The sequence below is a fragment of the Bacillus sp. FJAT-50079 genome (assembly GCF_018343515.1).
GTDB lineage: Bacteria > Bacillota > Bacilli > Bacillales > Bacillaceae_C > Lederbergia.
This window is the reverse complement of the sequence record NZ_JAGYPD010000007.1, coordinates 354554-380732: the sequence shown is the minus strand read 5'-3', so window position 1 is coordinate 380732 and position 26179 is coordinate 354554. Positions and strand designations below refer to the sequence as shown.

Genomic DNA, 26179 nt, shown 5'->3' with positions numbered 1-26179 from the left:
TCTATTTGTGCCACGTGTCCGGTGCTTAGCCAATGCACGGAGAGTAAGAATCACCAAAAAATGATCCAACGTCATATCTGGCAAGATTACTTGGATGTAGCTGAGGACTTACGACACAATCATGAAATTAAAGAAATATACGGAAAGCGTAAAGAGACGATTGAACGTGTCTTTGCCGATGCCAAAGAAAAGCATGGCATGCGCTGGACAACCTTAAAAGGTATTAAAAAATTGTCCATGCAGGCGATGCTGACTTTTGCTGCCTTAAATCTTAAGAAGTTGGCCAGTTGGACATGGAAAACGCCAACCATCGCTTAATAAGAACCAAAATGGAAAGCTGAAATGAACTTTTTCACAGATTTAACCTGAATTAATAGGAAAAGGGTTGGAAATCAAAATGATTTCCAACCCTTTTGTCTACGCTCTGAAACGCTCTAAATGAGCGTTTTTTTGTTTCCTTATCGACTTTTCTTATACTAAATAATGCGATGCAATTTTCACAAATGATTTCCCGATGTTAAGTAATGCTTTTTCATCAAAGTCGAAGTTCGGATGATGGTGTGGGAAATGTGTACGTTCATCATTATTGCGGGAACCAACTTTGAAATAGGTGCCTGGGCGTTCTTGCAGAAAATAAGCAAAGTCTTCAGCTCCCATCCCAGGCTCGATCTCAATGACAGATTCTGCCGAAAATACTTCCGTTAATAGGTTCTTAACCATTTCGGTCTCTTCTTGAGGATTGAACAGTGCTGGATATCCGTGCAAATAATCAATTTTATATGAAGCATGGAAGGCCTCTGTAATTCCTTTTACAATCGAATGAATTTCTTCTTTCACCTGTTGACGGACTTTCTCATCAAAAGTACGAACGGTTCCTTCAAGTCTAGCTGTATTTGCAATAATATTAAAGGCGCTTCCCGCATGGAATACTCCGATTGTAACTACTGCCGATTGTAACGGGCTGATTCTTCTGCTAACAATTTTTTGCAATGAATTGACGACTTCGCTTCCAATCACAATCGAATCGACTGTATTTTGTGGCCTTGCACCATGTCCACCTTTTCCTTCAATAACAATTTCAAATTTATCGACTGCAGCCATTTTATAGCCTGCACCGACAGCCACTTGACCAAGTGGAATATCTGATGCTAGATGGGCACCGAATATATAATCTACGCCATCTAACACATTTTCTTCAATCATAAACTTTGCGCCGCCCGGTGGCAGTTCTTCTGCATGTTGAAAAATAAAGATGATTTTTCCTTTCAATTGAGCTCGAAATTTGCTTAATGCTTGCGCCGCACCAAGTAAAGCCGCGGTATGACCATCATGACCACATGCATGCATCACACCTGAGTTAAGTGATTTGTATGGAACATCTTTTTCATCAGTGATCGCCAATGCATCAAAATCGGCTCTAAACGCAACCGTTTTTCCAGGTTGATCCCCTTGTAAAATTCCGATTAATCCATTTCCACCAATGTTGGTTTTCACGTCTAAACCAAAACTGACTAGTTTTTCCTCGATATATTTTGCTGTCTGGACTTCCTTAAATGAAAGCTCCGGATACTGGTGCATATGCCTTCTCCAGGAAACCATTTCATCATAGTTATTTTCCAATTCTATAAAAATGTCGTTCAATAAATCGGCTTTTTGTCTCATTGTAGTCCCTTCTTTCTTCATTTCTATTAATCATATTGGTTTAATTGTCTTTTGTAGATTCGTAGTTTAAGATGTATGTACCAGATTTGTATTGGAGGACTAACAATGGAATGCATCAAGATATCTTTACCAACCGCTTATATGATTGAAACCCTTCGCCATCATGGCGTATCCGATCAGGAGCTGCTTCAACAAACAGAGAAAAAAGATGTTAGCCCTTGGAAGGGTTTCAACACAAATTTTGATTTTAATGAGCTTGTAGAGCTTTCCGAAAAAAATGATTTCCGTTCTATTATTCAAGATGGATATACGATTAAGTTTGTAACGATCAAAGGACTGCAAAATTTATTACGTTTAAAATTTAATCAATTGGAAGAACGTAATTACCATCTAACTGAAAAAGGGATTGCAGAATTAGTTTTAGATCAACCACAATATAAAACTTTAAAACAGATGCTTTCGCCCAATTGTATGATCCGCGAAAACTCTTTAGATGCGGAAGGAAAAACATCCATTACTATTGAGTTAGCATAACTATTCAGCTAGGTTCCTGTTTATGTAACAGGAACCTTTCGATCATACAAGATGACATGCTACAAAATGATCTTTTTTCACTTCCCTAAATTCAGGGATCTCCATCCGGCAAATATCTGTCGCCAAAGGACAGCGTGTATGAAATTTGCATCCTGATGGCGGATTGGCCGGATTTGGGATATCACCTTTAAGAATAATCCGCTCCCTTTTCACGGTTGGATCTGGAATCGGTACCGCAGATAATAATGCTTTCGTATAAGGATGAAGTGGATCCCCATATAAATCGTCCCTACTTGCTAGTTCCATCATCGTTCCTAGATAAAGCACTCCTATTTTTGAACAAAGATGCTCGACAACGCTCAAATCGTGTGAAATAAATAAAAAGGTAATTTCTTTCTCTTCCTTCAGTTCACTAAATAAATTTATAATTTGCGCTTGGATTGATACATCTAACGCAGAAACTGGCTCATCCGCTACAATAAAATCAGGGTTTAAAATAATCGCCCTAGCAATTCCGATCCTCTGACGTTGCCCGCCGCTGAATTCATGCGGAAAACGATCATAATGATAGGGAGCAAGACCACATATATTCAACACTTCAAGGACTTTTTCCTTCACTTCACTCTTGCTGCATAATCCATGATCAATCATTGCTTCACCAATGGCATCGCCAATTCTAATCCGCGGATTAAGCGAACTAAATGGATCTTGAAAAATAAATTGAAGTTTCGGCCTTAAATTCCTCATGTCATTTTTCGATAGATGGTGCAAATTTTTCCCTTTATAAAGTACTTCACCGTCTGTAATGGACATCAAGCGCAAAATACTGCGGCCGATCGTACTTTTTCCGCTTCCAGACTCACCAACAAGACCAAATGTCTCACCTTTATTGATCGTAAAGCTAACTCCATCGACTGCTTTGACAACATCTTTATTTCGTTTAAATATATTGCTAGATTCCCCATAATACTTTTTCAATTGTTTTACTTCAATGAGAGGAGTTGCTTCGCTCATACGCTCACCTCTTCTTCATATAACCAGCATGCAACTTGGTGATCGTCATTTATTTGTTTCACTGGCGGCATTTTTTCTGTACAAATCTGCATGCAACTTGAACAACGATCACTAAAATAACAGGACGGTTTTAAATCCGTTAAATTCGGCACTTGCCCCGGTATTGTATATAGCTTCTCTTTTCTTTTATTTATAACAGGTTTCGCTTCAAGCAACCCTTTCGTATAAGGATGCTTCGGATTTTTAAATAGTTCCACTACTGGGGCTTGCTCAATGATTTTACCGGCATACATAACGATGACATAATCAGCCACTTCTGCAACTACACCTAAATCATGGGTAATGAGCAACATCGCCATATTTCTCTCTTCTTTTAATTTCCGCAACAAATCTAAGATTTGTGCTTGGATTGTAACGTCAAGAGCGGTCGTCGGTTCATCAGCAATCAAAAATCTTGGATTGCAAGACAATGCGATCGCAATCATGATCCTTTGCAGCATTCCCCCACTTAATTGGTGAGGATATGACGAATAAATTTCATTTCCTCTTCCGATCCCCACAAGCTCAATTAATTCCAATGCCCGCTTCTTCGCCTGTCTTTTTGTCAATAGTTCGTGCTCCATGATCGGCTCTATTATTTGTTCCCCAATCGTTAAAACTGGATTAAGTGACGACATTGGTTCTTGAAAAATCATCGCAAAATCTTTTCCACGCGCTCTGCGAAGATCTCCTTTTTTCATCGTTAGTAAATCCTGTCCCTCAAAGATGACTTCTCCGCCGCTTACTCCTCCGGACGAAGGATCGATGAGACCCATAATCGACATGGCTGTGGCACTTTTTCCACAACCAGATTCGCCAACAAGACAAACCGTTTGTCCTTCTTTTATTTCAAAGCTCACTTCATTTACTGCGTTCACATAACCATCACCCGCATGAAACCGGGTGAGTAAATGATTGACTTGAAGTATCGATTCCTTTGTCACTTCTGATTATCTCCTCTTCATATTCGGATCAATCGCATCACGCAATCCGTCTCCGAGTAAATTAATACTGATGACTGTTAAAAATATGGCTACACCAGGTGGAATCCATAACCAAGGCCGTTTCTGAAAATCAATTAATGAATTTGCTGCGTTGATCATATTCCCCCACGATGCAGTTGGAGGGACAACCCCCAACCCAAAGTAACTTAATACTGATTCACTTAAAATCGCTCCGCCGATACTTAACGTTCCAGACACAATTAACAAAGGAACGGTATTCGGGAGTAAATGATTAAACAGTTTTCTGCGATCACGCAATCCTAAAGCTTCCGTCGCTTGGATAAACTCCCTTTCCCGTAAACTAAGAATCTGACTGCGAACAAGCCGCGCCAATCCTGGCCAGCCTACTAAACTTAACATCAACATGACGATATAAAGCCGTTGTTCAGTAGGAACTTTCCATTCTGACATGACCGCTGCCATAATGAATAACAATGGCAATCCCGGTAATGTCATCAAAATATCTGCCGCTCTCATTACGATTTGATCGACGATTCCTCTATAATAACCCGCTAAAATTCCTAATGTTGCCCCTAGCGTCACCGACATGACCATCGCACCGAGGCCGACTGTTAACGAAATTCTTCCTGCCATCATGAGCCGTGTCAGCACATCGCGCCCCAATTTATCGGTACCAAGCCAATGGGAGGCACTTGGCGGTTGGTTTATTTTCGCTGTATTAACCCCTTCGTTTACATAAGGTGAAAAAAATGGACCAACTAGTGAAAATAAAAAAATGAAAATAAGAAATCCTAATCCAACAAGGGCGATTTTTCTTTTTAAAAATCTTTGTAATACTTGTCCCCAAAGTGAAGATCGCTTTTGTTGTTGTATTTTATTTTCACTTGAAGCTGTTACCGTTGTACTCTCCAAATTTTTTCAACCTCCTTACCTTTATCAAGTTCATCTTACATATTGATTATTTTAATCGTACCCGCGGATCGGCGACGCCGTATAACAAGTCGGCAAGTAAATTACTAATAACTGTCAATAGGGCGATAAACATCGTAAAGCCCATTAGTAATGGATAATCCCGAACCGAAAATGCTTGCATATAAATGGCGCCAATTCCTGGCCAGTTGAAAATCTGTTCTGTAATGATTGCTCCGCTAAACAGCGCAGGCAATTCAAATCCAAAGAGTGTAATTGCCGGCAGTAATGCATTTCTTAGCGCATGTTTATAAATGACAACTTTTTCTTTCAATCCTTTTGCTCTTGCCGTACGAACGAAGTCTTGTTTAATTACTTCAAGCATATTCGTCCGAAAATAACGTGCCAATCCACCAATTCCAAGCATCGTCAACACTAAGACGGGCAATACCATATGTTCAGCAATATCCTTAAAATATGCCCACCCCGTGTAATTGCTGCCTGTCGTTATCTTCCCTCCAGCAGGCAACCACCCAAGGTCGACAGAGAAAAACTTGATGACAATTAAACCTAGAAAAAAGGATGGCGTGGCCATTGCGGCGAAAACAAGCACCGTTGATATTGAATCAAAAAGGGAATATTGGCGTGTTGCCGAAACGATTCCGATGATGACCGCAATGACCCATGTTAATACGAGCGATGCCAAAGCAACGATAAAGGAACTCCAAATATAGTTTCCAAGCACTTCAACAACAGGTCGTTGAAATTGTAATGAATAGCCAAGATCCCCTTGCAGCAAATTACCGATCCAAATGAAATAACGCTTAATATCTGGTTGATCAAACCCATAAAGGGCATAAAGTTCTGCCTTCCGTTCTATTGTCAAATTGGGATCCGAATCGATAAAGTTACCAGGAACCAATGAATATAAGAAAAAAATAAGGATAGATGCACCAATCAGTGTTGGGATCAAATAAAGAATTCGTTTTAATACATAGCCTTTCAAGCTTTTCTCTCCCCCAATCAACGAACAATCAATCGAAAACGCCAATATAGGCGCATCCAAATATGTCATTTGAATACGCCTAATCCTATTGGAAGTTAACTAGATATAAATCGCCTAGTTACTTACATCGACGACTTTTAAATTTTTCAAGCTTGTAGCAATTCCTCTATAACCATTCGGTTCAAATCCTTCTACCCTCGCGTTTACCCCGCTCAATACTTTAGTATAGCCAAGTAAAATGACAGGTGGATTTTCTTCTAATCCCTCATACAATTCATGGAATGCTTCCGTACGCCCATCGATATCATTCGTTGCGATCGTTGCATCAATTAATGCATCAATATCATCGTTTGCATAACCCTTGAATGTAGTTGAAGTCGATTTGGAGTGAAATCCTGATACACCATCATAAGGATCTGGCAGCATTGTTGTTGAGAAAGATGCAAGATCATGATCTCCGTTATCAACACGTGATAGTAAAGCATTGAAGTCCATTTGTTCTACTTGAAAATCAATTCCAAGTTCTTGATAATTTTCTTTTGCGATCGGAATTAACGTATCCGCAAGTCCGCCAGATGAAGTGAAATAATAGACTTTGAGTTTCTCGCCGTCTTTTTCACGAATTCCATCAGAACCTTCTGTCCATCCCGCTTCTTCTAGCAATTGTTTTGCTTTTTCAGGATCATAAGCTGTCGTGCCAATTTCATCTGAATAAGCCCATGAAGTAGGTGATACCGGCACATTAGCTACTTGTGCATATCCTTGGAAATGTGCATCGATGATCGTTTGACGATCTAGACCAAGGATAAATGCTTGACGTACTTTTGGATCTTTAAAAATTTCTTTTTCATGATTAAATGACATATAACTATAAGCGGATGATGTATATACATTAATATCCGCAAATCCTAACGCTTGTAAAAATTCAAAATTATCTTGATTAGCTGCTAAAGCACTATAATCAAGCTCACCCGTTTGGAAAAATTGCTGAGAATCTCCCTCAGTTGTTTTATAAATAAATTGAGCCACTTCAGGTTTTCCACCATAATAATACTCATTTGCCTCATAGCGAATTTCCTGTCCCGGTAAATAATCTACAAATCGGAAAGGACCCGCTCCGAGCGGCTTAAGATGCAATGCATTTAAGTAATCTAAGTTGCCTTTTTCATAATCTGCACCATAGTAAGCTTTTTTCAATATTTGTCCTCCAAGCAATCTAAGAGAACGTGCATTTACTTCTTCTGTTGTAATTTCAATTGTTTTTTCATCGATGACTTTAATTCCGGAAACCTCTGTTGCGTCTCCTTCTTTATAGTCCAGACCGCCGACAATTTTCGCTTCCGTAATATCTGTTCCGCCACCATAACTAGGATCATGAAGCAGAGTCAATGTAAACTCTATGTCCTCAGCTGTGAAAGGTGTGCCGTCATCGAACAATAAACCATCACGCAATGTGAACGTATATGTTAATCCATCTTCTGAAATCTCCCATTTCTCCGCTAAGCCTGGAACCGGCTCCCCTGCCTCATTAATATCAACTAGCGGAGGGAACATGACAGATTGAACGTTTCCATCATAACCACTCGTATTAAAATAAGGCGTGAACACTCCACCTGGTTCTTGCAAACCTACAACGACTGTATCTCCACGGTTGATTGCCAATTGGGGTGAAGCGGAAGGATTTTCTGCCTCGATTCGTGCATCTTCAACTGTGTTAACGCCTGCATTTGAAGGATTTTCAGTATTTGAACCTTGCTTCGCTTCTTTCTCTCCACTACAAGCGGCAAGAACAAAGCTTAATAAGAGAACACTTATTAAAATCGTAAACTTATTGCCTTGCAAACTTTCCATCTCCCTTTTCTTCGTATTACTAAATATCTATGTATATTGAAGCATTCGCTTCCATAACGCGAATCTCCCACGATTGTATACTAACCTCATTATTCCTACTTGTCAACTAGGTTTAGTTAAAATAGTTATAAATTCCCCTCAAAAAAGCACTAGATTGAATATCCAGTGCTTAAATGATTCAATTATTCTACCGTTACCGATAATTCTTTTACGAAAAGTGATGGAGAGCCGATCCCACTCGTTGAAAAATATAAATCCGAGCCGACTTCTTCAATTTCTTTTAGCAAATCAAAGAAATTCCCTGCAATTGTCATTTGTTTGATCGGCGTCTCCACTTTTCCAGCTTTTACATAAAAACCATGTGCTGCTACTGAGAAATTTCCAGACACTGCATTAGCGCCTGAATGTAAGCCGGCAAGCTTCGTAATTATAACCGCCTCATCCAGACCACCGATAAGCTCTTCACGGCTTTTCCCGCCTGGAACAATATAAAAATTGGACGGCGCCACCGTCAGAGTCCCTTTATACGAAGGCTTATATGCATGCCCTGTCGTCTCTACACCTGCTTTTTTCGCTGTTTTTTGATTATGAAGCAGCGTTTTCAAAAGGCCTTTATCAATCACTGTGCATCGTTTCGATGCTGCCCCTTCACCATCAAAGTTTCTGTTATCAAACCCTTCCTTATGAAAGGGATCATCCATGATCGTGACGTGATTGGCAGCGATCACTGTTCCCGTTTTTCCTTCTAGCAATGACCGACCTTTTTGTGCCACCTCCGCAGAAAAAACGGATGTAAATGTGCCAAGTAAGCTCGCTGCAGCATCATTGCGAAAAATGATCGGGTATTTCTTACTTGGAATCGATTTTTCACCAAGATAAGACAATGCTTCTTCGGCTACTTCCTTGGCAATTTCCTTCGCATTCAAGCGAGAGAAATCTTTTGTAATCTTTACTTTCGAACCGCTTTTCGTTTCCCCATCCTGTTTTACAATCACTGATAGGACAACGGCCAAATAATTTTTTCGATCATGGAGAACAAGCCCTTTGCTGTTTGCAAGCAGTCGTTCCTTCGACTGTTCGATTAATTTACACGAATTAAGCGAGGCAATTCGCGGGTCATAATTTGAAATCTCCTTTTCTACTTCTTGTAAAAAAGCAATTTTATCCGCAATCGGGATCAATTCCAAGCTTTCTGAATAAAAGTCCTTTTCCTCATACGTATCATCGCCTGCAAAAATCTCGTCTTGTTCTTCCTCTTCGACAATGCTTGCATTCGCCTTCGCACTTTCGAGTAAAAAGCTTAGTGATTCTTCATCAAATTTTTCAGTGTACGCGTAGCCCATTTTACCATTATATAATCCCCGAAATGAAAGGCCGCCATCTTCCGCTGTTTCATAATGGTCGATTTCTCCTTTATACACATCACAAGCAAAGCGATTCGATCTTTCATAATAAATTTCCATGTCTTCAAACCCATAGGAAAGTCCATTGCCTAATAGCATTTCTTGAAATTTTTCAATTCTCATTTGCTTACTCTCCCTTCGTTCCGCCAACGGTTATTTCACTGACACGAATCATCGGTTGGCCGACATTGACTGGAAGACTGCCAGAGACAGAGCCGCACATTCCTGCTCCATGAGCAAGATTATTTCCTACCATATCGACAAGCTGTAATGTTTCTGGACCATTTCCAATTAAAGTTGCACCTTTTAAAGGCTTGCCGATCGTTCCGTTTTCGACCATATATGCCTCCATTATTGCAAAATTATAATCTCCTGTGGCGGTATTGACAGATCCGCCGCCCATATATTTCGCATAAATTCCATGCTCAGTTGCAGCAATAATCTCCTCTCGGGTCGATTTTCCTGGAGCAATATACGTATTTGTCATTCTTGATGTTGGAGTAAAACGGTATGATTCACGTCTGCTTGAACCGGTTGCCTCCATTCCCATTCGTCTGCTGTTTAATTTATCTATTAAATAGCCTTTTAAAATCCCATTTTCAATCAGAATATTTTTCCGTGTTTTTTCCCCTTCATCATCGATATTAAGCGATCCCCACTCATTTGGAAGGGTGCCATCATCAATGTACGTCACAATATCAGGTGCAACCCTTTCGCCAATTCGATTTGCAAAAACGGAGTTATTTTTTGCAACGGCAGTAGCTTCGAGGCCATGTCCACATGCTTCATGGAAAATAACGCCGCCAAATTCATTGTCGATAATAACCGGGAATTTTCCGCTCGGACATTCCTCCGCATCAAGCATCGTAACCGCAATTCGCGCCGCTTCCCCCGCATAATGCTCTAGATCGAGGCTTTCAAAAAATTCAAAGCCTTGATAAGCGCCAGGTCCGTAATAACCAGGCTGCATTTGTGTTCCGTCTGAAGCAATCGCCTGAATCGCAAGACGACTCCTTACTCTCGTATCCTCGACAAACTTGCCTTCTGAGTTGGCAACGAGAATATTTTGTTCCGAATCAATATACGTCACCGTTGCTTGCTTAATCCGGGAATGATAGTTTTTGGCAATCTCATATGCTTTTCTCATCACTGCTGCTTTTCGTTCATTTTCAATCGTGCGCGGCATGTGGATGATCTTATGTAATGGGTTGATTGTTTCTTGCTTCAATTCCGCAATGGTATGCTGTCCATTCCCTTTAATCGCCTGCGCTGCATTACTTGCCGCTTTTAGCAACCCGCTTTTTGTAAAATCCGTCGTGTAAGCGTAGACACTATGCAGACCATTAAATACTCTGATGCCCACACCTGCATCCCGGCCCGAAAGGCTACGATCGATTTTCCCTTGCTGAAGAATCATATTGTTCGTAAAACGATCCTCTGCAAACACCTCAGCAAAATCGCCGCCAGTCGCTAACGCCGCATTTAACACATCTTCAATCGTCGCTTGATTTAACAACTCTCCACTTCCTTTCCATATATAATATGAATCTATCATTTGTTACCTTTTCTGCATCTTCCATTATATACCGAATTATCATTATTATGATAAAAAGGGAGACTAATAAAAAAACGAATCAGCACATTGGACAAGTTTATTATAATTCATTTACATTTACTATTTGAATAGCTCTTTCAGTCATGCGAATACTAAAGAAGAAGATAAACTTAATTAAGGAGCTGGGAGACATCATGAGGAAGTTATTATTGTTACTTTCAATTACTACTTTTATCCCCCTTACTGCTTTTGATCGAGCAGAACAAATAAGCATATCCAATATTGAAACTACTATTATCAAAGCTGAAAATGTTCTCCGTTATGACATTAAATTAAAGAACTTAGGTAAAAAAACTGTTAAAAGCGAATTTGATTCTCCTGGTCACCATCATTATGGACTTGAAATAGTCGTTAGACCGGGCAAAAAGCTGGCATCAAAAATGGAATTGGTTAATGACAGTAAGTTTATTAAAATGGTCTCAATGGGTGGCGGAGCAACTGGGCTTATTGAACCAGGAACAGAGGGCTCATTTCACGTAGAGTATAAAATTAAAGATGGGGAAAATCTGAAAGAGGTTAAGAAATTGGCATTTGACTCCACATTGCTACTTTTAGATGGTGTGAACATTATTAAAGAATTTCCATTAAATAAGCGACTATCGAATATGATCACCCTTAATAATACGCCACGATTAAGGGTGATCAATTATCAATTTCATAAATGATCATATTAAATTTTCCCTATACATATTGACGAGGACAAATTCATTCACCTCTATCGAAAGCCTTTTGTCTAATATCTTTTTAATCGGCTTTAAATAACAATAGTTGCACTCACACCATTATTTGTTTCCTCTTTTTGCTCTTCTCCGTTATATACATGCTTAAAATAATGAGAATAAATAGAAGGACAAAGGATGCTGCTTGAATCCAAAGTATTGTTTCATCCTTCAAGTTGGAAAAGCGGAAAAGTAAATCTGGAATAAATAAAACTGCCGGAATCCAAATCGGGAACCACACTTTACTCCAAATGGCGGTTGCAATAAAGATGCATGAACAGATTACTACAACGGTCCAATTTGCAAAATCGCCACCTCTATAAAAGGGCTCGACAATCAATGCACTTCCCATTAATAGAAGAAGAAAAAGCACAGCCACAATTGAGTACGCAATCATCCCTACAAGAAAAAATCGTTTCGTTGAATATTGCCTTTTTCCTGCCTTTTGTAAAAAGATCACATAAATAATGAAGCCAAGCAGAATCACGATCGGCAATCCAATGACTTGAATCATATTCAGTGCAAACTCATTTCGAATTGCTGGACCCATTAACATGTAGGCGATGGCACCGAAAAAATAGATTGGTAGGTATTTCATAATCGATTTATAGTCGGTTTTCATCTCTTTTTTTAAGGTAGCCATATATTGTTCAGGTGTACAACCGATGATCTCTTCGATATTCTTGCCTCGTTTTTCTGATTCGATGAGATGATCCCTTAGTTCCCCTGTTAATTCCTTAATTTCCGTTTCATTTTTCCCAGAAGTCATTAAATACAATCTAAGATTCTCTAAAAAAGTTTCACTTTTCTTCGTTAACAATTTTCCTTCCTCCTATCTTTTTTTCAGCACATACGTTAAGCCAAGTAATATTCCCCCGATGAGTAACGATAGCCACCATGAAAAATGAAAAGATGGCCCGATATTTGGCGTAAATTTTACCGTTGCCAAGACAGCCGCCATGCCCGCTGCCCCCATTAAACCAGCTTTGAGCATATCCTTTTTCGTATTGTGCTTCTCCTTGAATAATGATTGATTAATCAGTTTAAAAATAAACCAAATCATCATGATGATAAAGCCAGCGATAACTATGGCACTTACAAAAACGACGAATAGATTGACATTCCAATTGACTTCTACGAATTGTGATAGGACATAAAGCAGGATCCCTCGGATTATTAAAGAGCAACTAATAATATTTCCAGCTATTCCGAGTAGAAACGGAACAACCTCCCGCTTTTTCTCTTTTGGTAGTTGTTCAATAATTTCATCCGCATAGGACTTCGGATCATGGCCAAATATATCTTTTGCCGTTTTACCATCCTCCTGCCCATCGAGTAAATGATCAAGCATTTCCATTAACACTTCTTCCGATTGCTGCTCAGAAAGCGTTAATTGCAGACGAATATAAATTAACATATCGCTATAATACGCCTCATTTTCCGCGGTCAATAATTCTCTTTTCCGATTGTTTTCTTCAATAAGATCTTTCGTTTTCACCCTTCCTCACCTTCCCTTTAACAATTTGTTGACCGGCCCCGATATTTGTTCCCATTCCTCTGTAATCGTTGCTAAAGCCTCTTGCCCAGCTTCCGTCAAAAAGTAATATTTCCGATTCGGCCCAGTATCAGATGGCCTCATCTCCCCACGTATAAACCCATTCTTCTGCAGTCTTAATAAGACGGGATAAATCGTTCCCTCGCTTACATCGTTCAAGCCAAGTTCTTGAAGCTTTTGTGAAAGCTCATAGCCGTACACAGACTCCTTCTCAATTACCGCGAGTACACAGCCGTCTAAAATCCCTTTTAATAATTGGCTTCGAATCGACATATGACACCCTCCTCTCTGGAATTTTATCTATTTGGTTATACAAGGTAGTAGAGTATTAAAAATTGCTACTTTGTTATCCAAGATAGCTAATAAAAAAATCACTACTTGGTAATACAAAGTAGTCAATGTAAGTATATATTTTTATCATTGATTTTGTCAATAACAATTTTTTTCAGTGGTATAATAAATATATCCCGATCAAGGAGGCGTAGATGTGAAGTCTATTGATAAAAGTAAGTTAATTAAGGAACAAACCGTCACCTATGATGATTATGCACAAATGCCTGATGATGGAAAGCGCTACGAATTAGTAGATGGAACATTGGAGTTGATGACTCCCGCACCATCTCCCAAACATCAATTGATAAGTTTTCAAATGCAATCTGTACTTACGAACAGTTGCCAGTCAGAATATATCATTTTTGCATCTCCGATTGATTTGATTTTGTCAAACACTGAAGTTCGCCAACCTGATCTAGTCATGGTACATCGCAATAAAATTGAGATCATTACTAAAAGGGGAATTGAAGGTATACCTAATATGGTAGCGGAAATCTTAACACCTCATTCAATTAAAAGAGACAAGCAAAACAAACTTAACATTTACGCACAATATAACATTCCAGAGTATTGGATTATCGATCCTTCCTATGCGACCCTTGAGCAATATCTTCTTAGTAATGGTACATACAAACTAAATAATGTGTTTGAAAGGGATGAAACGGTTCAATCGGAACAACTCAATTGCGTTTCATTTACTATGAAGCAAATTGTAAATGCGGCTGCTGATTTGCCTGGGTGAATCGTTGCTTCAAATAGGGACAAGCGGATTAATTATCCTCTTGTCCTATCGTTTAAGGGGCAATCGTACTGTAAAAATCGTTCCCTGACCTAATGTACTATCAACCGTTATCGTCCCATCATGAATATCGACAATTTTTTTCACAACAGAAAGGCCTAATCCACTTCCAGATTTTGTTCTTGTCCGTGATTTATCCCCCATATAAAAACGATCAAAAATAAGCGGAAGTTCTTCTTTTGGAATGCCTGCTCCTGTATCCGTCACTGTTACAACAATTTCTTCTGTATCAGCCGCCGCTGCAATATGAATAGAGCCATTTTCCTCCGTAAACTTAATGCTATTCGTAAGCAAATTCATCCATACTTGAAACAAAAGCTGCTCGTCTGCTTCGATAATAAACTCAGTTAAATCAAGATTTATGTCGAGATTTTTCTCGTTCCACTGCCATTCTGTCACAAGAACCGCTTCTCGAATTTGTTCATCCAATCGAAAAGATCCCTTATTCAGATCCCTCACTTGACTATCTAATGAAGAAAGGATCAATAGCTGCTTGCTTAGTGATGACAATCGGACGCTTTCTTGCTCAATGATCGATAAATAGCGATCTGCCTCTTCTTTTGATACCGTTTTTGTCCTGATCGCTTTTGTAAAACCTTGAATCGATGTGAGTGGTGACTGAATTTCATGTGATACATTTGCAACGAACTCCCGGCGCATCTCATCTAATCTTTGCAATGATTTGGCCATCCCTCTGAAATCTTTTGCAAGTTCACCGATTTCATCAGACCGACTACTTTCAAGCTCGATATGATAATTTCCACTCGCAATCTTCCTCGTTGCTTTCTTTAATTTTTTAATCGGACGCACGAGAAAAGTTGTAAATATGAATATAAGTACAAGGCTCAAAAGAAAGGTAATGCCAAGCAATAAACTAAAAACGATTCGCATCTCACCAAATTGTTTTTCTACATTCGGACGAACGAATAATGCCTCTTTTTTCCCGTTAACTTCCACAGGAATTCCAATGCTATTCTCTAAATTATCTTTAAAAAATCCCGTTACGAATAGACTGCTTTGAAAATTAGAAATGCCATAATACGTGTCACCCTGCAACACAGATTTTATGATGCTTTCATCTAAATCATAGCTGCGAAATCGATCACCATAACGCCCGCCTTGCAGGTTTTCATCGACCACATACAACTGAAAGTTCATATTCGCAACGCTCGTAAAAAATTCATCTACGGGTAGATCAGTATGTTCATATAAATGAGCGATTTCACGAGCAATTTCTACGATTTTTTCCTCATTATAATCTTTTAGTTTTACTTGATAATAAAGATTTGATAATAAAAAGGCGATCAATCCACTAATAAGCGCAACTAAGGCAAAGGTCGCGACAATTCTAAAATAAAGTGATCTCATTTGTCATTAACCTCAAGCTTATAGCCTAATCCGCGAATCGTAACAATTTGAAAATCATCTGTCCGATCGCGAAACCGTTCCCGCAGCCTTTTTATATGAACGTCAATCGTTCGGCTGTCGCCCTCAAAATCAAGACCCCATACAAGCTCAATTAATTGTTCCCTTGTGTACGTGCGATCAGGCTGGCTTGCAAGCTGAGTAAGTAATTCAAATTCCTTTAGCGGCAATGGAAAAACTTGGTCACCTACTTTTACCTCATGAAGAATGCGGTCAATGACTGTATTCCCCATCGTAATAATCTTTTCCGACACCATTTGATAGCGCCTTAATAACGCTCGAATTCTGAAAAGCAATTCTTCGGGTTCAAACGGCTTAACAACATAATCATCTGTTCCCGATAAAAATCCCTTCGCTTTATCCTCCATCTCACCTCTTGCCGTCAGTAAAATGACAGGAATATCATAATATTGGCGGATTTCCTCACAAAGTTCCCAGCCATTCTTTACAGGCATCATCACATCAACAACAGCCAAGTGAACCTGTTCTGTTTCGAGCAGTTTCGATGCTTGCCCACCGTCTTCTGCCTCAATGACGATATAGCGCTCTTGTTGGAGGTAAAAACGCAATAATTCACGAATATGTGGGTCATCATCCGCTACTAAAATATGTGTTTGCATTCACCACTCCTCCTTTCTACCTAATGTACAGGAAAATCGACTCGAAAATCAATCTGCGATGAATGATTACCGCCGATTTCCCCTTGAATCCTGCCGTTCGTTCAGTTTCACTTACCTAATTTTTTTCCGTGTCAAAATCAGAATTGACGGTAAAAAGATTCCCCTAATTAAAAATGTATCTAATAAAATCCCCATTGCCATCGTAAATCCAAATAAGAACAGTTCTTGCAATGGCTGTGTCATTAATACAGCGAAGGTTGCAGCTAAAATAACCCCTGCTGATGAAATCACTCCTCCCGTCAACGCAACACCACGTCCTACTGCTTCCTTCCAAGGATGTCTCCTTGCCTCTTCCCTAATTCGTGAAACGAGCATAATATTGTAGTCAATCCCGAGAGCAACCATGAAAACGAATGTATACACAGGAAGCCGATAGCTAATCGCTTCAAACCCCATTAAATGCTTGAATATCCACCAGCCAAACCCAAGTGTTGCGAAATAAGATAAGAGAATTGTCGACATCATTAATATCGGCAAAAGTACTGATTTTGTCTGGAAACCTAAAATCAGCGTTAACAACACCGTCACAAGTGAAAATAAGACAAGCATATCACGCCCATTCATTTGCTTTACATCAAGTTGCTGCGCTGTTTGACCCGCATAATGAACGCTGGAAAATCCGCTCCCTTTTAGAAATTCCTCCTCAGAATCCCGAAGTTGCTGAACTGTATTGAGCGCTTCTATTTCATACGGATGATCATCCAATACAACTTGAAGCCGTATGGCTTTTTTTGACTTAGCTATAAAGTTGCTCGGAAGTTCGTTTACATCACTAGGGATAGTCGTTGTAACCGAACTAACTCCACTCTGCTCCTCTAATTCCTCTTTTATTTCATTCATTTTTTGCAAAAATAGATCGTTCATTTCAATCTCTTCATCCGATTGTAAAATCACTGTTACGGGTGCCAATTGTCCAGCCGGATAATGATTTTCTAAAAGTTCAAATCCCTGTCGCGAAGAGATATCCTCTGGGAATGATTTTAATAAATTAAAGGAGTATTTCATTGTTGAAAAGTTAAAGGTTCCGATCAGCAAGACAAGCAACAAACTACTCGCTAATAATGCTGGTCTTTTCAACACGAGGTTACTAATCTTTCCCCAAACTCCTTTTTTCTGTTTCCGCTCCTTTTCAACTTTTGGAACAAACGGCCAAAAAGCTTTCCTTCCCATCAAAGCAAAGATGCTTGGAATCAGCGTTAATCCTGCAAGTAAAATGACAATAACCGCTAATGAAAAGACAGGTGCAAAGTGATTATAGGGCTCAAAGATTGTGACGAATAGCGTCAGCATTGCCAATAATATGGTGCCGCCGCTAAAGAAAATTGGCTCCGCCACATGTTTCATTGCTTCATCCATTGAACTGTATTTCGAAGCTTGCTTTCTCAATTCCTCCTTATAACGTGAGAAAACAAACAAACTATAATCTGTTAACACAGCAAATAACAGGACGAGCATAATCGAAACTGCAGCACTATCAACAGCAAACCACTCATTTTTTCCAGCCAACCCTAAAAGCCGATCAACAACTCCATACACGATCCCTGCAATGATCAATGGCGTAATCGCAAGTAATGGCGAGCGATAGATGATGATTAAAATAATAAAAATCAAGCCGATCGTTGCAAACATTAATACGAAATCAGCATTTTTGAACAATGAAATGGTATCCGCGGAAATTCCAGCTGGCCCCGTAATTTCAAATTGCATCCCATCCATTTGGAGTGTCTCGACTTGCTCCCGGATTTTTTCCATCGTCTCATTCGCAAGTCCTGATTCTAAATCGGCTTCTAATGACAAGTTAAATAAAAGCGTCGTTCCATCTTCTGAAAACATTTGCTCCTGGACAGTAGACGGAAATTGATGGAACGGCAATGCACTCGAAACATATTCTGGCCTTTCATCAGAAGCAAGCCATTCACTCAGCTTCGTAATTTTTTCCCTGTCCTGCTCCGTGATCTTATCATCTCGGTGAAAAACTAATAATGCTGTTAGCCCTTCATTTGAAGGGAATTGCTCTTTTAATACTTGTGCAGCAAGTTCAGAAGGCGTATCCCCTGTCACACTTCCTTCTTTACTATTTCCTTCATATTGTTTCGCAGAAGGTGCAAGTGCACTTAATAGTACGACAGCGATCATCCACACACTAAAAATTATTTTTGCACCTTTTGAGCTACTCGAATAAGCAGCTAATCTTTGAAAAATACGCAACATCCCATTCATCTCCCTTCAATGAACCCCATTTTATGAGTTGAATATGAACGGAGTATGAATGACCATGCCGAATTTAGGAAACTCTTTAACTTTTTATGAGAATTGCATAACTTCCCTACATAATTGCACGACTTTCATGCATAATTGCGTATTTTATTGAATAATTGCGCGAACTCCCGTTTAATTGCGTAACTTTAAATTTTTCATTCATTTTAATTTCGCCCATTGACAATTTCGCTACTTCGTTATATGGTTAATTACACAAGTAACTAACCAATATGGTGGTGAGGTAAAAATTGAAACAGTTAATCGATGATGGGCGCCCGATTTTTATTCAGATCGCTGAACGTATTGAAGATGACATTATAGAAGGCGTGCTCTTAGAGGAATCACAAGTCCCTTCAACGAATCAGTTCGCGGCATTTTACAAAATTAATCCTGCTACGGCTGCGAAAGGTGTAAATTTGCTTGTAGATGAAGGAATCTTATACAAAAAGCGAGGGATCGGTATGTTTGTAGCTGATGGTGCACGCATAAAAGTGATGGAGAAAAGAAAGGAATTATTTTTCGAGCAGTATATTATTACGATGGTGCAAGAAGCAAAAAAATTAGGGATTACAACCGAACAATTAACGGAAATGATCCAGAGAGGAGATACAGAGCGATGAATAAAGTAATTGAAGTGAAACATTTAGAAAAAGCGTACGGAACATTTAAAGCTGTCAACGATGTTAGTTTTTCGATTGAAGAAAATAAAATTTATGGACTGCTTGGAAGAAATGGTGCAGGAAAAACAACGCTTATGAATATGATTACCGCTCAAATTTTCCCTACTAACGGTGATTTGCAAGTATTTGGGGAAACTCCATATGAAAATGCTAACGTCCTTAGCAAATTATGTTTTATTAAAGAAGGGCAAAAATATCCTGATAACTTCCGGGTCATTGATGTGTTAGAAGTTTCGAAAACATTGTTTCCCAGCTGGAATGCTGACTTTGCTCGCACCCTGATTGAGGATTTTAACTTACCCCTAAAACGAAGAATAAAGAAACTTTCCCGAGGAATGCTTTCAGCCGTTGGAATTATTGTCGGCCTTGCAAGTCGAGCACCGCTCACCATTTTTGATGAACCTTATTTGGGGTTGGATGCCGTTTCACGGGGAATATTTTACGATCGACTAATGGAAGATTATACGGAGCATCCACGTACAGTTATACTTTCCACCCATTTGATTGATGAAGTGAGCAATTTATTGGAGCATATTTTAGTGATCAATAAAGGGCAAATCCTCATCGATCAAGATGCCGAGGATTTAAGAGGCAGAGCATACACTGTTACCGGTCAAGCCGCCAAAGTAGAAGCATTCGTTGCCGGTAAAGAAATGATACATCATGAACCGTTTGGTGGATTACTTTCTGCGACTGTCATTGAAAATCGTGATCGCTTTGACCGAAAACAGGCAGAAGGATTGGAAATCTCTCCTGTTTCTCTGCAACAACTTATCGTTCATCTGACAAATGGAAAATCCGAAAAAGAAGGAGTGTATATGCAATGAGTAATGTCCAAAGCGTATTCAAAATACACACTCGTGATAAATGGTCATGGCTTTATATTCCTACGATCATCCTTTCTTCCAGCTTCATTGTGAACTTGGTCGTCGGTTATCTCATTGGCAGTTCAGAAGATTTTTATACCGGGGGCCTTTCCTCAATTTTCATTTATACACTTGTATTGGGGATTTTAGTGATGGTGCAAACCTTCCCATTCGCTCTCGGGATGTCTGTAAGAAGAAAAGATTACTTTATTGGAACAGCAACGATGGGATTCATTTCAAGCGTAGTCATTGGCCTGCTTATATACGTATTAGCCACCATCGAAAACAATACGGCCGGTTGGGGAACAGGGATGCACTTTTTCCATTTTCCTTATTTAAGCGACGGTACTTCCTTGGAACAAATTATGATTAATATTATTTTACTCACTTTCTTTTTCTTTACTGGATTTTTGATCTCCAGCTTCGCACGGAGATTTGGTGGAAAAGGGATGCTTGTTTCCACTATATTAATCCTTTTGATTATAAGCATCGCACTGCTGCTCATTCACAATTTTGGTTTATGGATCGATATTTTCCATTGGTTCGCGGGCAAAAGCGCCGTACAAATCGCCTATTGGCTTTTACCTTTCATCGCTATTTATCTGCCTGTCACTTACTTTCTTATTAGAAAATCAACCGTGTAAAGGGTATTTATCGCAATAGATGTTTATAAGGGAGTATTCAGGATGAATAAACACGATAAACGCTCTGTATATATATCGATTGTAGCACTTGCTTTCTTTTTAGTATTATCAGTAATAACACAGAAATTTTATGGAGTTGAGTACCTGTTTTCATCGTTTTGATGACTATCTTTTCCACTAAGATAGATAAGAAAAACAGTAAAAAGGATATTAAAACGACTTACTAAGACATCTTAGTAAGTCGTTTTTTTACATTGTTTTCTCATACTCAGCAATTTTATCTTCCAATTGCAATGTTAATGCAATTTCATCCCAGCCATTCAAAAGCATCTGGCGGCGGTATGGGTCAACAGTAAAGGAATACGTATCGCCATCTTCTGTAACAACCGTCTCTGATTCAAGTGAAACAGTAATATTCAATGGTTTTTCTTGCGATTTTTCCAATAGATCTTCTACATCTGCTTCAGACAATTGGATCGGCAAAATTCCATTTTTAAAACAGTTATTGAAAAAGATATCCGCAAAACTCATTGCGATAACAACTCTAAACCCATAGTCTCCCAATGCCCATGGCGCATGCTCACGCGAGGAGCCGCAGCCGAAATTATCACGGGCTATTAAAATCTCACTATTGGCGTATGCTGGTTTGTTTAACGAAAATTCTGGTCTTTCTACTCCAGCATCATCATAACGCCAATGGTAGAACAGGAATCTACCAAAACCAGTACGCTCGATACGCTTTAAAAATTGTTTCGGGATGATTTGGTCTGTGTCAACATTCGAACGGTCTAATGGTGCAAGTACGCTCGTTACTTCTTTGATCGGTCTCATGCTAGCGCCTCCTCTTGTCTAAATGTGCGAACATCGACAAAATGTCCGGCAATTGCCGCTGCTGCTGCCATCGCTGGGCTAACTAAGTGTGTTCGTGAACCATTTCCTTGACGGCCTTCAAAGTTACGGTTCGATGTTGATGCACAACGCATGCCCGCAGGTACTTGGTCAGCGTTCATTGCTAAACACATACTGCATCCTGTTTCACGCCATTCAAAGCCAGCTTCTAGGAAAATCTCATCTAATCCTTCTTCTTCTGCGATCGCTTTTACCGTTCTTGAGCCTGGTACAATGATCGCATTGACACCTTCTTTTACTTTTTGCCCTGCTACAATTTTCGATGCCGCACGTAAATCTTCAATACGGGAGTTCGTACAAGAACCGATGAAGACATATTGGATGTCAATGTCGGTCATTTTTGTTCCGCCTTCAAGTCCCATATATTCAAGTGCTTTTTCAATTTCCGCTTTTTCAGCGTCTGTTTTCGCATCTTCTGGGCGTGGAACTGTTCCGTTAACACCAACACCCATACCTGGATTTGTCCCCCATGTAACAACTGGTTCAATTTCCGATGCATCAATTTCAATGACTGCATCATAGACAGCATCCGGATCTGTTGCAAGCTGACGCCATTTATCTTTTAATGCTTCAAATTCTTCTCCTGCCGGTACGTGCGGACGACCTTCTAGATAAGCAAAAGTCGTTTCGTCTGGAGCAACCAATCCAGCTTTCGCTCCCGCTTCGATTGACATATTACACACCGTCATTCGTTCTTCCATCGTTAAATTCCGAATAGCTTCTCCCGTATATTCGAAAATATGCCCTGTTCCAATATTGATCCCATACTTTGCGATGATTGCCAAAATTAAATCTTTCGCTGTAACACCAGCACCAAGCTTACCATTTACTTGAACTTGCATCGTCTTCGGCTTTGCTTGCCATAGTGTTTGTGTGGAAAGGACGTGCTCTACTTCACTCGTTCCGATACCAAACGCTAAAGCTCCCATTGCTCCATGTGTTGACGTATGACTGTCCCCACATACGATTGTTTTTCCTGGCTGAGTTAAGCCAAGTTCTGGACCAATAACATGAACAATCCCTTGATTTGGATGACCCATTCCTGCTAATGGTACACCAAATTCAGCACAGTTTTTTTCCAATGTTGACATTTGCTTTTTCGAAATCGGATCTTCGACCGCTTCATTTAAACGAGTTGGGACATTATGATCCATCGTTGCAAATGTTAAATCTGGTCGACGCACTTTTCGATTATTTATACGAAGCCCTTCAAACGCTTGGGGAGATGTCACTTCATGAACAAGATGGAGGTCGATGTAGAGTAAATCCGGCTTTCCTTCTTCGCGACTAACAACGTGATTCTCCCAGATTTTTTCAATGATTGTCTTACCCATCTTTCCTTCACCCCTCAATTTCTTTAATAATTTTCTCAGTCATTTCTGTTGTTGATAAAATGTTTTTACCGATATTAATAAATTCAGAAGTAAAATTACCTTTTTCAAGCACATTTTTTACGGCTTCTTCAACTGCATTCGCTTCCTCAATCATTCCAAATGAGCTGCGAAGCATCATTGCCACAGATAAAATCGTGCCAATTGGGTTTGCTTTGTTTTGTCCAGCGATGTCCGGTGCTGAGCCGTGTATTGGTTCGTACATACCGAAACCATCAACACGAAGACTAGCAGATGGCAACATTCCTAAAGATCCGGTAATGACGGAAGCCTCATCGCTTAAAATATCTCCGAACATATTCTCTGTTACGATGACATCGAAAGCTGCTGGATATGTAATTAGCTTCATTGCCGCCGCATCAACAAGCATATGCTCAACTTCAACTTCAGGATATCTCTCTGCTACTTCTTCAACTATTTTTCTCCAAAGCTTACTTGATTCAAGGACATTAGCTTTATCGACTGAAGTTACTTTATTTCTTCTAAGCTTCGCTAATTCAAATGCGTGGATCACAACTCGCTCGATTTCTTCACGAGTATAAACTAGTGAATCAACAGCTTTATTGTCATCATGGAAGCTCGGTTCCCCAAAATACAATCCGCCAGTCAATTCACGTACGATCATCATATCAACGCCCTCGGCCACTTCCTCTTTTAATGGCGATACAGCTAATAAGCTTTTGAACGCTTGTACTGGGCGAAGATTAACACTTAATTCAAAATGCTTGCGAATTTGCAATAGCCCTCTTTCTGGACGCAAATGTGATGGGTTCTGATCCCATTTTGGTCCCCCAACTGCACCAAGTAAGATCGCATCACTCTCTTCGCAAATTTTAATTGTATCAGCTGGTAATGGTTCTCCGGCTTGATCAATTGCTTCCCCACCAAGTAAACCGTATTTCAAATCAAACTGATGATCAAAGCGGCGTCCAATTGATTGCAATACAGCGACTGCCGCATCTGTTACTTCCTTCCCAATTCCATCTCCACGCAAAACAGCTACCCGTTTTTCCATTTCATAATCTCCTTATCTCATAACAAATCCGGATATTTATAAAGAACAGCGCAAGCGCCTCGTGCTTTCCAATAGGCTACTTGCGCTTAACTTGACATGCCATTAGCAAAACTGCTCGAATCAATGACACCTCGGCATAAATGTGTTTAGAATTTTTCGGGCTCTCTCGAAAAGCTCCTCTAAAAATCTGTGACATCCACCGGAGGATTAACTTGAATCAGCAAATCATGTTGTACTGATAGCGAAGCGTCAGGAAGTTTAAACATCCACATCCCTGATTTACAAGCTAATACGCCATTCATCCCATCACTTATAGAAGCAGCGGAAATCATCTGATTCGAGTTAAACAGATGCTTTGATTAATTTTTTCATATGATTTTGAAGCAAGATGCGATTAATCGCATTTAAATATGCTTTTGCTGATGCTTCAAGCACATCTTGAGCAGAGTCCCTGCCTCTTAGCTCCTCATCATTGAACGTTAAATTAATTACGGACTCAGCAAGTGCATCGCGCCCTTTTCCAATAGAAGATACACGATAATCCAATACATGCACCTTGCCTTCAATCGCTTTTTCAAGTGCATTGAAAATCGCTTCAACACTGCCTGCTCCTTCAACCGTTTCTTCTACAATTTCTCCATTTGGCTTTTTAACACGAACCGTTGCCTTCGGAGTGTGTGCAGTTTCATACTGAACCTCAACGGTTTCTAACTCATAAATAGCAGCTTTCGTATCTTTTAATTGCTGATTTGTTAAAATCGTCCATATATCTTCTTCGGTGATTTCCTTTTTACGATCAGCAAGCTTTTTAAACTCTTTAAATGCATTGTTTAACGTTTCTTGGTCAAGCTCAAAGCCCATTGACTTTGCTCGATCGTTAAATGCGTGACGCCCCGAGTGTTTGCCCATAACTAAATTGTTAGACGCTTCCCCAATTAATTCTGGAGTAATGATTTCGTATGTTGTTGGCTCTTTTAACACGCCATCTTGATGAATTCCAGATTCATGGGCAAATGCATTTTTTCCGACAACAGCTTTATTTGCTTGAATTTGCATGCCCGTTAATTTACTAACGAGCTGGCTTGTGCGTTTAATTTCATTTAGCTTTAAGTTTGTTCCGATGTTTTTATAAAAATCTTGCCTTGTATAAAGAGCTACTCCCACCTCTTCAAGTGCAGCATTACCAGCTCTTTCACCGATTCCATTGATCGTTCCTTCCACTTGGTCTGCCCCGTTTTCAATTGCAGCAAGTGTATTCGCAACAGCCATCCCTAAGTCATTATGACAGTGCGCTGACAACTTCGCTTCCGCAATATTTGGAACATTTATCTTTAAATAGCGGAAAAGTGCGCCATATTCCTGTGGTGTAGCATAGCCCACCGTATCAGGTATATTGATTACGGATGCCCCAGCTTTAATCGCTTGTTCTACAATATGTGCTAGAAAAGCAGGATCTGAACGGAATGCATCTTCTGCTGACCATTGAACAATTGGGAAATATTTCTTAGCATACGTAATCGTTTGAACTGCCGTTTCGACTACTTGTTCAGGAGTCTGTTTTAGTTTATGCGTCATATGAATGGGTGAGGTAGCGATAAAAACATGGAGCCTTGGGCACTCAGCCACTTTTAACGCTTCCCAGGCATGGTCAATATCAGACTTCACTGATCGCGCAAGCCCCGTTACAGACGAGGTTTTAATTGTTGAGGCAATTTGTCTTACAGCGTCTAGATCGCCTGGAGAGGCGGCGGGAAATCCCGCCTCCATTACATCCACTCCAAAGCGCTCTAACTGTTTTGCAATTTCGAGTTTTTCAGCCGTATTTAAATTAACACCGGCCGTTTGCTCCCCATCGCGTAAAGTCGTATCAAAAATGTCAATCCTTCGCATTTGCTACCACTTCCTT

25 protein-coding genes are annotated in these 26179 nt (G+C 39.7%); 7 read left to right on the top strand and 18 right to left on the bottom strand.

What is annotated here, in order from left to right; genetic code table 11:
• On the top strand, positions 1-318 hold a 318-nt coding region (locus KHA95_RS20040; protein WP_213136900.1), incomplete at its 5' end, for a transposase.
• Positions 319-471: 153 nt separating this feature from the next.
• On the opposite strand, the gene KHA95_RS20035 is transcribed toward KHA95_RS20040, so the two are convergent.
• Positions 472-1662: an amidohydrolase gene (locus KHA95_RS20035; RefSeq protein ID WP_213139324.1), complete on the bottom strand. Its 1191-nt coding sequence runs from the start codon at positions 1660-1662 to the stop codon at positions 472-474.
• A gap of 105 nt (positions 1663-1767) precedes the next feature.
• On the opposite strand from KHA95_RS20035, the gene KHA95_RS20030 reads away from it, so the two are divergent.
• Entirely contained in the window at positions 1768-2196 is a 429-nt protein-coding gene (locus KHA95_RS20030; RefSeq protein WP_213139323.1) for a hypothetical protein, read from the top strand.
• Between the two features lie 42 nt (positions 2197-2238).
• Here the strand turns inward: KHA95_RS20030 and KHA95_RS20025 are convergent, their stop codons facing one another.
• From KHA95_RS20025 to KHA95_RS19995, 7 genes are all read right to left on the bottom strand, one after another.
• Complete coding sequence (locus tag KHA95_RS20025; protein WP_213139322.1) at positions 2239-3210, bottom strand: ABC transporter ATP-binding protein; 972 nt, start codon at positions 3208-3210, stop codon at positions 2239-2241.
• Positions 3207-4193, bottom strand: coding sequence for an ABC transporter ATP-binding protein (locus KHA95_RS20020; RefSeq protein ID WP_213139321.1), 987 nt, complete (start codon positions 4191-4193; stop codon positions 3207-3209). The genes KHA95_RS20025 and KHA95_RS20020 overlap by 4 nt, the downstream gene beginning before the upstream one ends.
• 6 nt (positions 4194-4199) lie before the next feature.
• Positions 4200-5126: an oligopeptide ABC transporter permease gene (opp4C, locus tag KHA95_RS20015; protein ID WP_213139320.1), complete on the bottom strand. Its 927-nt coding sequence runs from the start codon at positions 5124-5126 to the stop codon at positions 4200-4202.
• A gap of 46 nt (positions 5127-5172) precedes the next feature.
• Positions 5173-6129 carry an ABC transporter permease gene (locus KHA95_RS20010; RefSeq protein WP_213139352.1) on the bottom strand — a complete coding sequence of 319 codons (957 nt, stop codon included), beginning with the start codon at positions 6127-6129 and terminating at the stop codon, positions 5173-5175.
• 114 nt (positions 6130-6243) lie between these two features.
• Entirely contained in the window at positions 6244-7971 is a 1728-nt protein-coding gene (locus KHA95_RS20005; protein WP_249317108.1) for an ABC transporter substrate-binding protein, read from the bottom strand.
• Between the two features lie 191 nt (positions 7972-8162).
• Positions 8163-9506 carry a TldD/PmbA family protein gene (locus KHA95_RS20000; RefSeq protein ID WP_213139318.1) on the bottom strand — a complete coding sequence of 448 codons (1344 nt, stop codon included), beginning with the start codon at positions 9504-9506 and terminating at the stop codon, positions 8163-8165.
• Between the two features lie 4 nt (positions 9507-9510).
• Positions 9511-10899, bottom strand: a complete 1389-nt coding sequence (locus KHA95_RS19995; RefSeq protein ID WP_213139351.1) for a TldD/PmbA family protein — start codon at positions 10897-10899, stop codon at positions 9511-9513.
• 233 nt (positions 10900-11132) lie between these two features.
• Here KHA95_RS19995 and KHA95_RS19990 point away from each other — a divergent pair, with 233 nt between their 5' ends.
• A complete protein-coding gene (locus KHA95_RS19990; RefSeq protein ID WP_213139317.1) occupies positions 11133-11663 on the top strand; it encodes a hypothetical protein in 531 nt (176 codons plus the stop codon).
• Between the two features lie 109 nt (positions 11664-11772).
• On the opposite strand, the gene KHA95_RS19985 is transcribed toward KHA95_RS19990, so the two are convergent.
• Genes KHA95_RS19985 through KHA95_RS19975 form a run of 3 tightly spaced genes read right to left on the bottom strand, consistent with a single transcriptional unit; the run spans position 11773 to position 13545 of the window.
• Complete coding sequence (locus KHA95_RS19985; protein WP_213139316.1) at positions 11773-12537, bottom strand: HAAS domain-containing protein; 765 nt, start codon at positions 12535-12537, stop codon at positions 11773-11775.
• Between the two features lie 12 nt (positions 12538-12549).
• Complete coding sequence (locus KHA95_RS19980) at positions 12550-13215, bottom strand: DUF1129 family protein (RefSeq protein WP_213139315.1); 666 nt, start codon at positions 13213-13215, stop codon at positions 12550-12552.
• 6 nt (positions 13216-13221) lie between these two features.
• Positions 13222-13545 (bottom strand): PadR family transcriptional regulator, encoded by a 324-nt coding sequence (locus tag KHA95_RS19975; RefSeq protein WP_213139314.1) that lies wholly within the window; start codon positions 13543-13545, stop codon positions 13222-13224.
• A 214-nt stretch (positions 13546-13759) separates the two neighbouring features.
• Between KHA95_RS19975 and KHA95_RS19970 the strand changes: the two genes are divergently transcribed.
• Positions 13760-14347, top strand: a complete 588-nt coding sequence (locus KHA95_RS19970; protein ID WP_349305506.1) for a Uma2 family endonuclease — start codon at positions 13760-13762, stop codon at positions 14345-14347.
• Between the two features lie 45 nt (positions 14348-14392).
• Here the strand turns inward: KHA95_RS19970 and KHA95_RS19965 are convergent, their stop codons facing one another.
• The 3 genes from KHA95_RS19965 to KHA95_RS19955 all read right to left on the bottom strand — a co-directional run bounded on the left by KHA95_RS19965 (position 14393) and on the right by KHA95_RS19955 (position 18720).
• Positions 14393-15772, bottom strand: coding sequence for a sensor histidine kinase (locus tag KHA95_RS19965; protein WP_213139313.1), 1380 nt, complete (start codon positions 15770-15772; stop codon positions 14393-14395).
• Positions 15769-16449 (bottom strand): response regulator transcription factor, encoded by a 681-nt coding sequence (locus tag KHA95_RS19960; RefSeq protein ID WP_213139312.1) that lies wholly within the window; start codon positions 16447-16449, stop codon positions 15769-15771. Before KHA95_RS19960 ends, KHA95_RS19965 begins: the two co-directional genes overlap by 4 nt.
• Before the next feature lie 111 nt (positions 16450-16560).
• Positions 16561-18720, bottom strand: a complete 2160-nt coding sequence (locus KHA95_RS19955; protein WP_213139311.1) for an MMPL family transporter — start codon at positions 18718-18720, stop codon at positions 16561-16563.
• 296 nt (positions 18721-19016) lie between these two features.
• Here KHA95_RS19955 and KHA95_RS19950 point away from each other — a divergent pair, with 296 nt between their 5' ends.
• From KHA95_RS19950 to KHA95_RS19940, 3 genes are read left to right on the top strand one after another with little or no spacing between them, the layout of a single operon-like run.
• A complete protein-coding gene (locus tag KHA95_RS19950) occupies positions 19017-19388 on the top strand; it encodes a GntR family transcriptional regulator (RefSeq protein ID WP_213139310.1) in 372 nt (123 codons plus the stop codon).
• The gene (locus KHA95_RS19945; RefSeq protein WP_213139309.1) at positions 19385-20275 is read left to right on the top strand and encodes an ABC transporter ATP-binding protein; all 891 of its coding nucleotides are present in this window, start codon (positions 19385-19387) and stop codon (positions 20273-20275) included. Before KHA95_RS19950 ends, KHA95_RS19945 begins: the two co-directional genes overlap by 4 nt.
• The gene (locus tag KHA95_RS19940) at positions 20272-20958 is read left to right on the top strand and encodes a hypothetical protein (protein ID WP_213139308.1); all 687 of its coding nucleotides are present in this window, start codon (positions 20272-20274) and stop codon (positions 20956-20958) included. Before KHA95_RS19945 ends, KHA95_RS19940 begins: the two co-directional genes overlap by 4 nt.
• 249 nt (positions 20959-21207) lie before the next feature.
• Here KHA95_RS19940 and leuD read toward each other — a convergent pair whose 3' ends face one another.
• The 4 genes from leuD to KHA95_RS19920 all read right to left on the bottom strand — a co-directional run bounded on the left by leuD (position 21208) and on the right by KHA95_RS19920 (position 26163).
• Entirely contained in the window at positions 21208-21789 is a 582-nt protein-coding gene (gene leuD, locus KHA95_RS19935; RefSeq protein WP_213139307.1) for a 3-isopropylmalate dehydratase small subunit, read from the bottom strand.
• Positions 21786-23201, bottom strand: a complete 1416-nt coding sequence (gene leuC / locus KHA95_RS19930; RefSeq protein WP_213139306.1) for a 3-isopropylmalate dehydratase large subunit — start codon at positions 23199-23201, stop codon at positions 21786-21788. The genes leuD and leuC overlap by 4 nt, the downstream gene beginning before the upstream one ends.
• A gap of 7 nt (positions 23202-23208) precedes the next feature.
• Entirely contained in the window at positions 23209-24273 is a 1065-nt protein-coding gene (gene leuB, locus KHA95_RS19925) for a 3-isopropylmalate dehydrogenase (RefSeq protein WP_213139305.1), read from the bottom strand.
• A 342-nt stretch (positions 24274-24615) separates the two neighbouring features.
• Positions 24616-26163: a 2-isopropylmalate synthase gene (locus KHA95_RS19920; protein ID WP_213139304.1), complete on the bottom strand. Its 1548-nt coding sequence runs from the start codon at positions 26161-26163 to the stop codon at positions 24616-24618.
• Between the last annotated feature and the right edge of the window lie 16 nt (positions 26164-26179).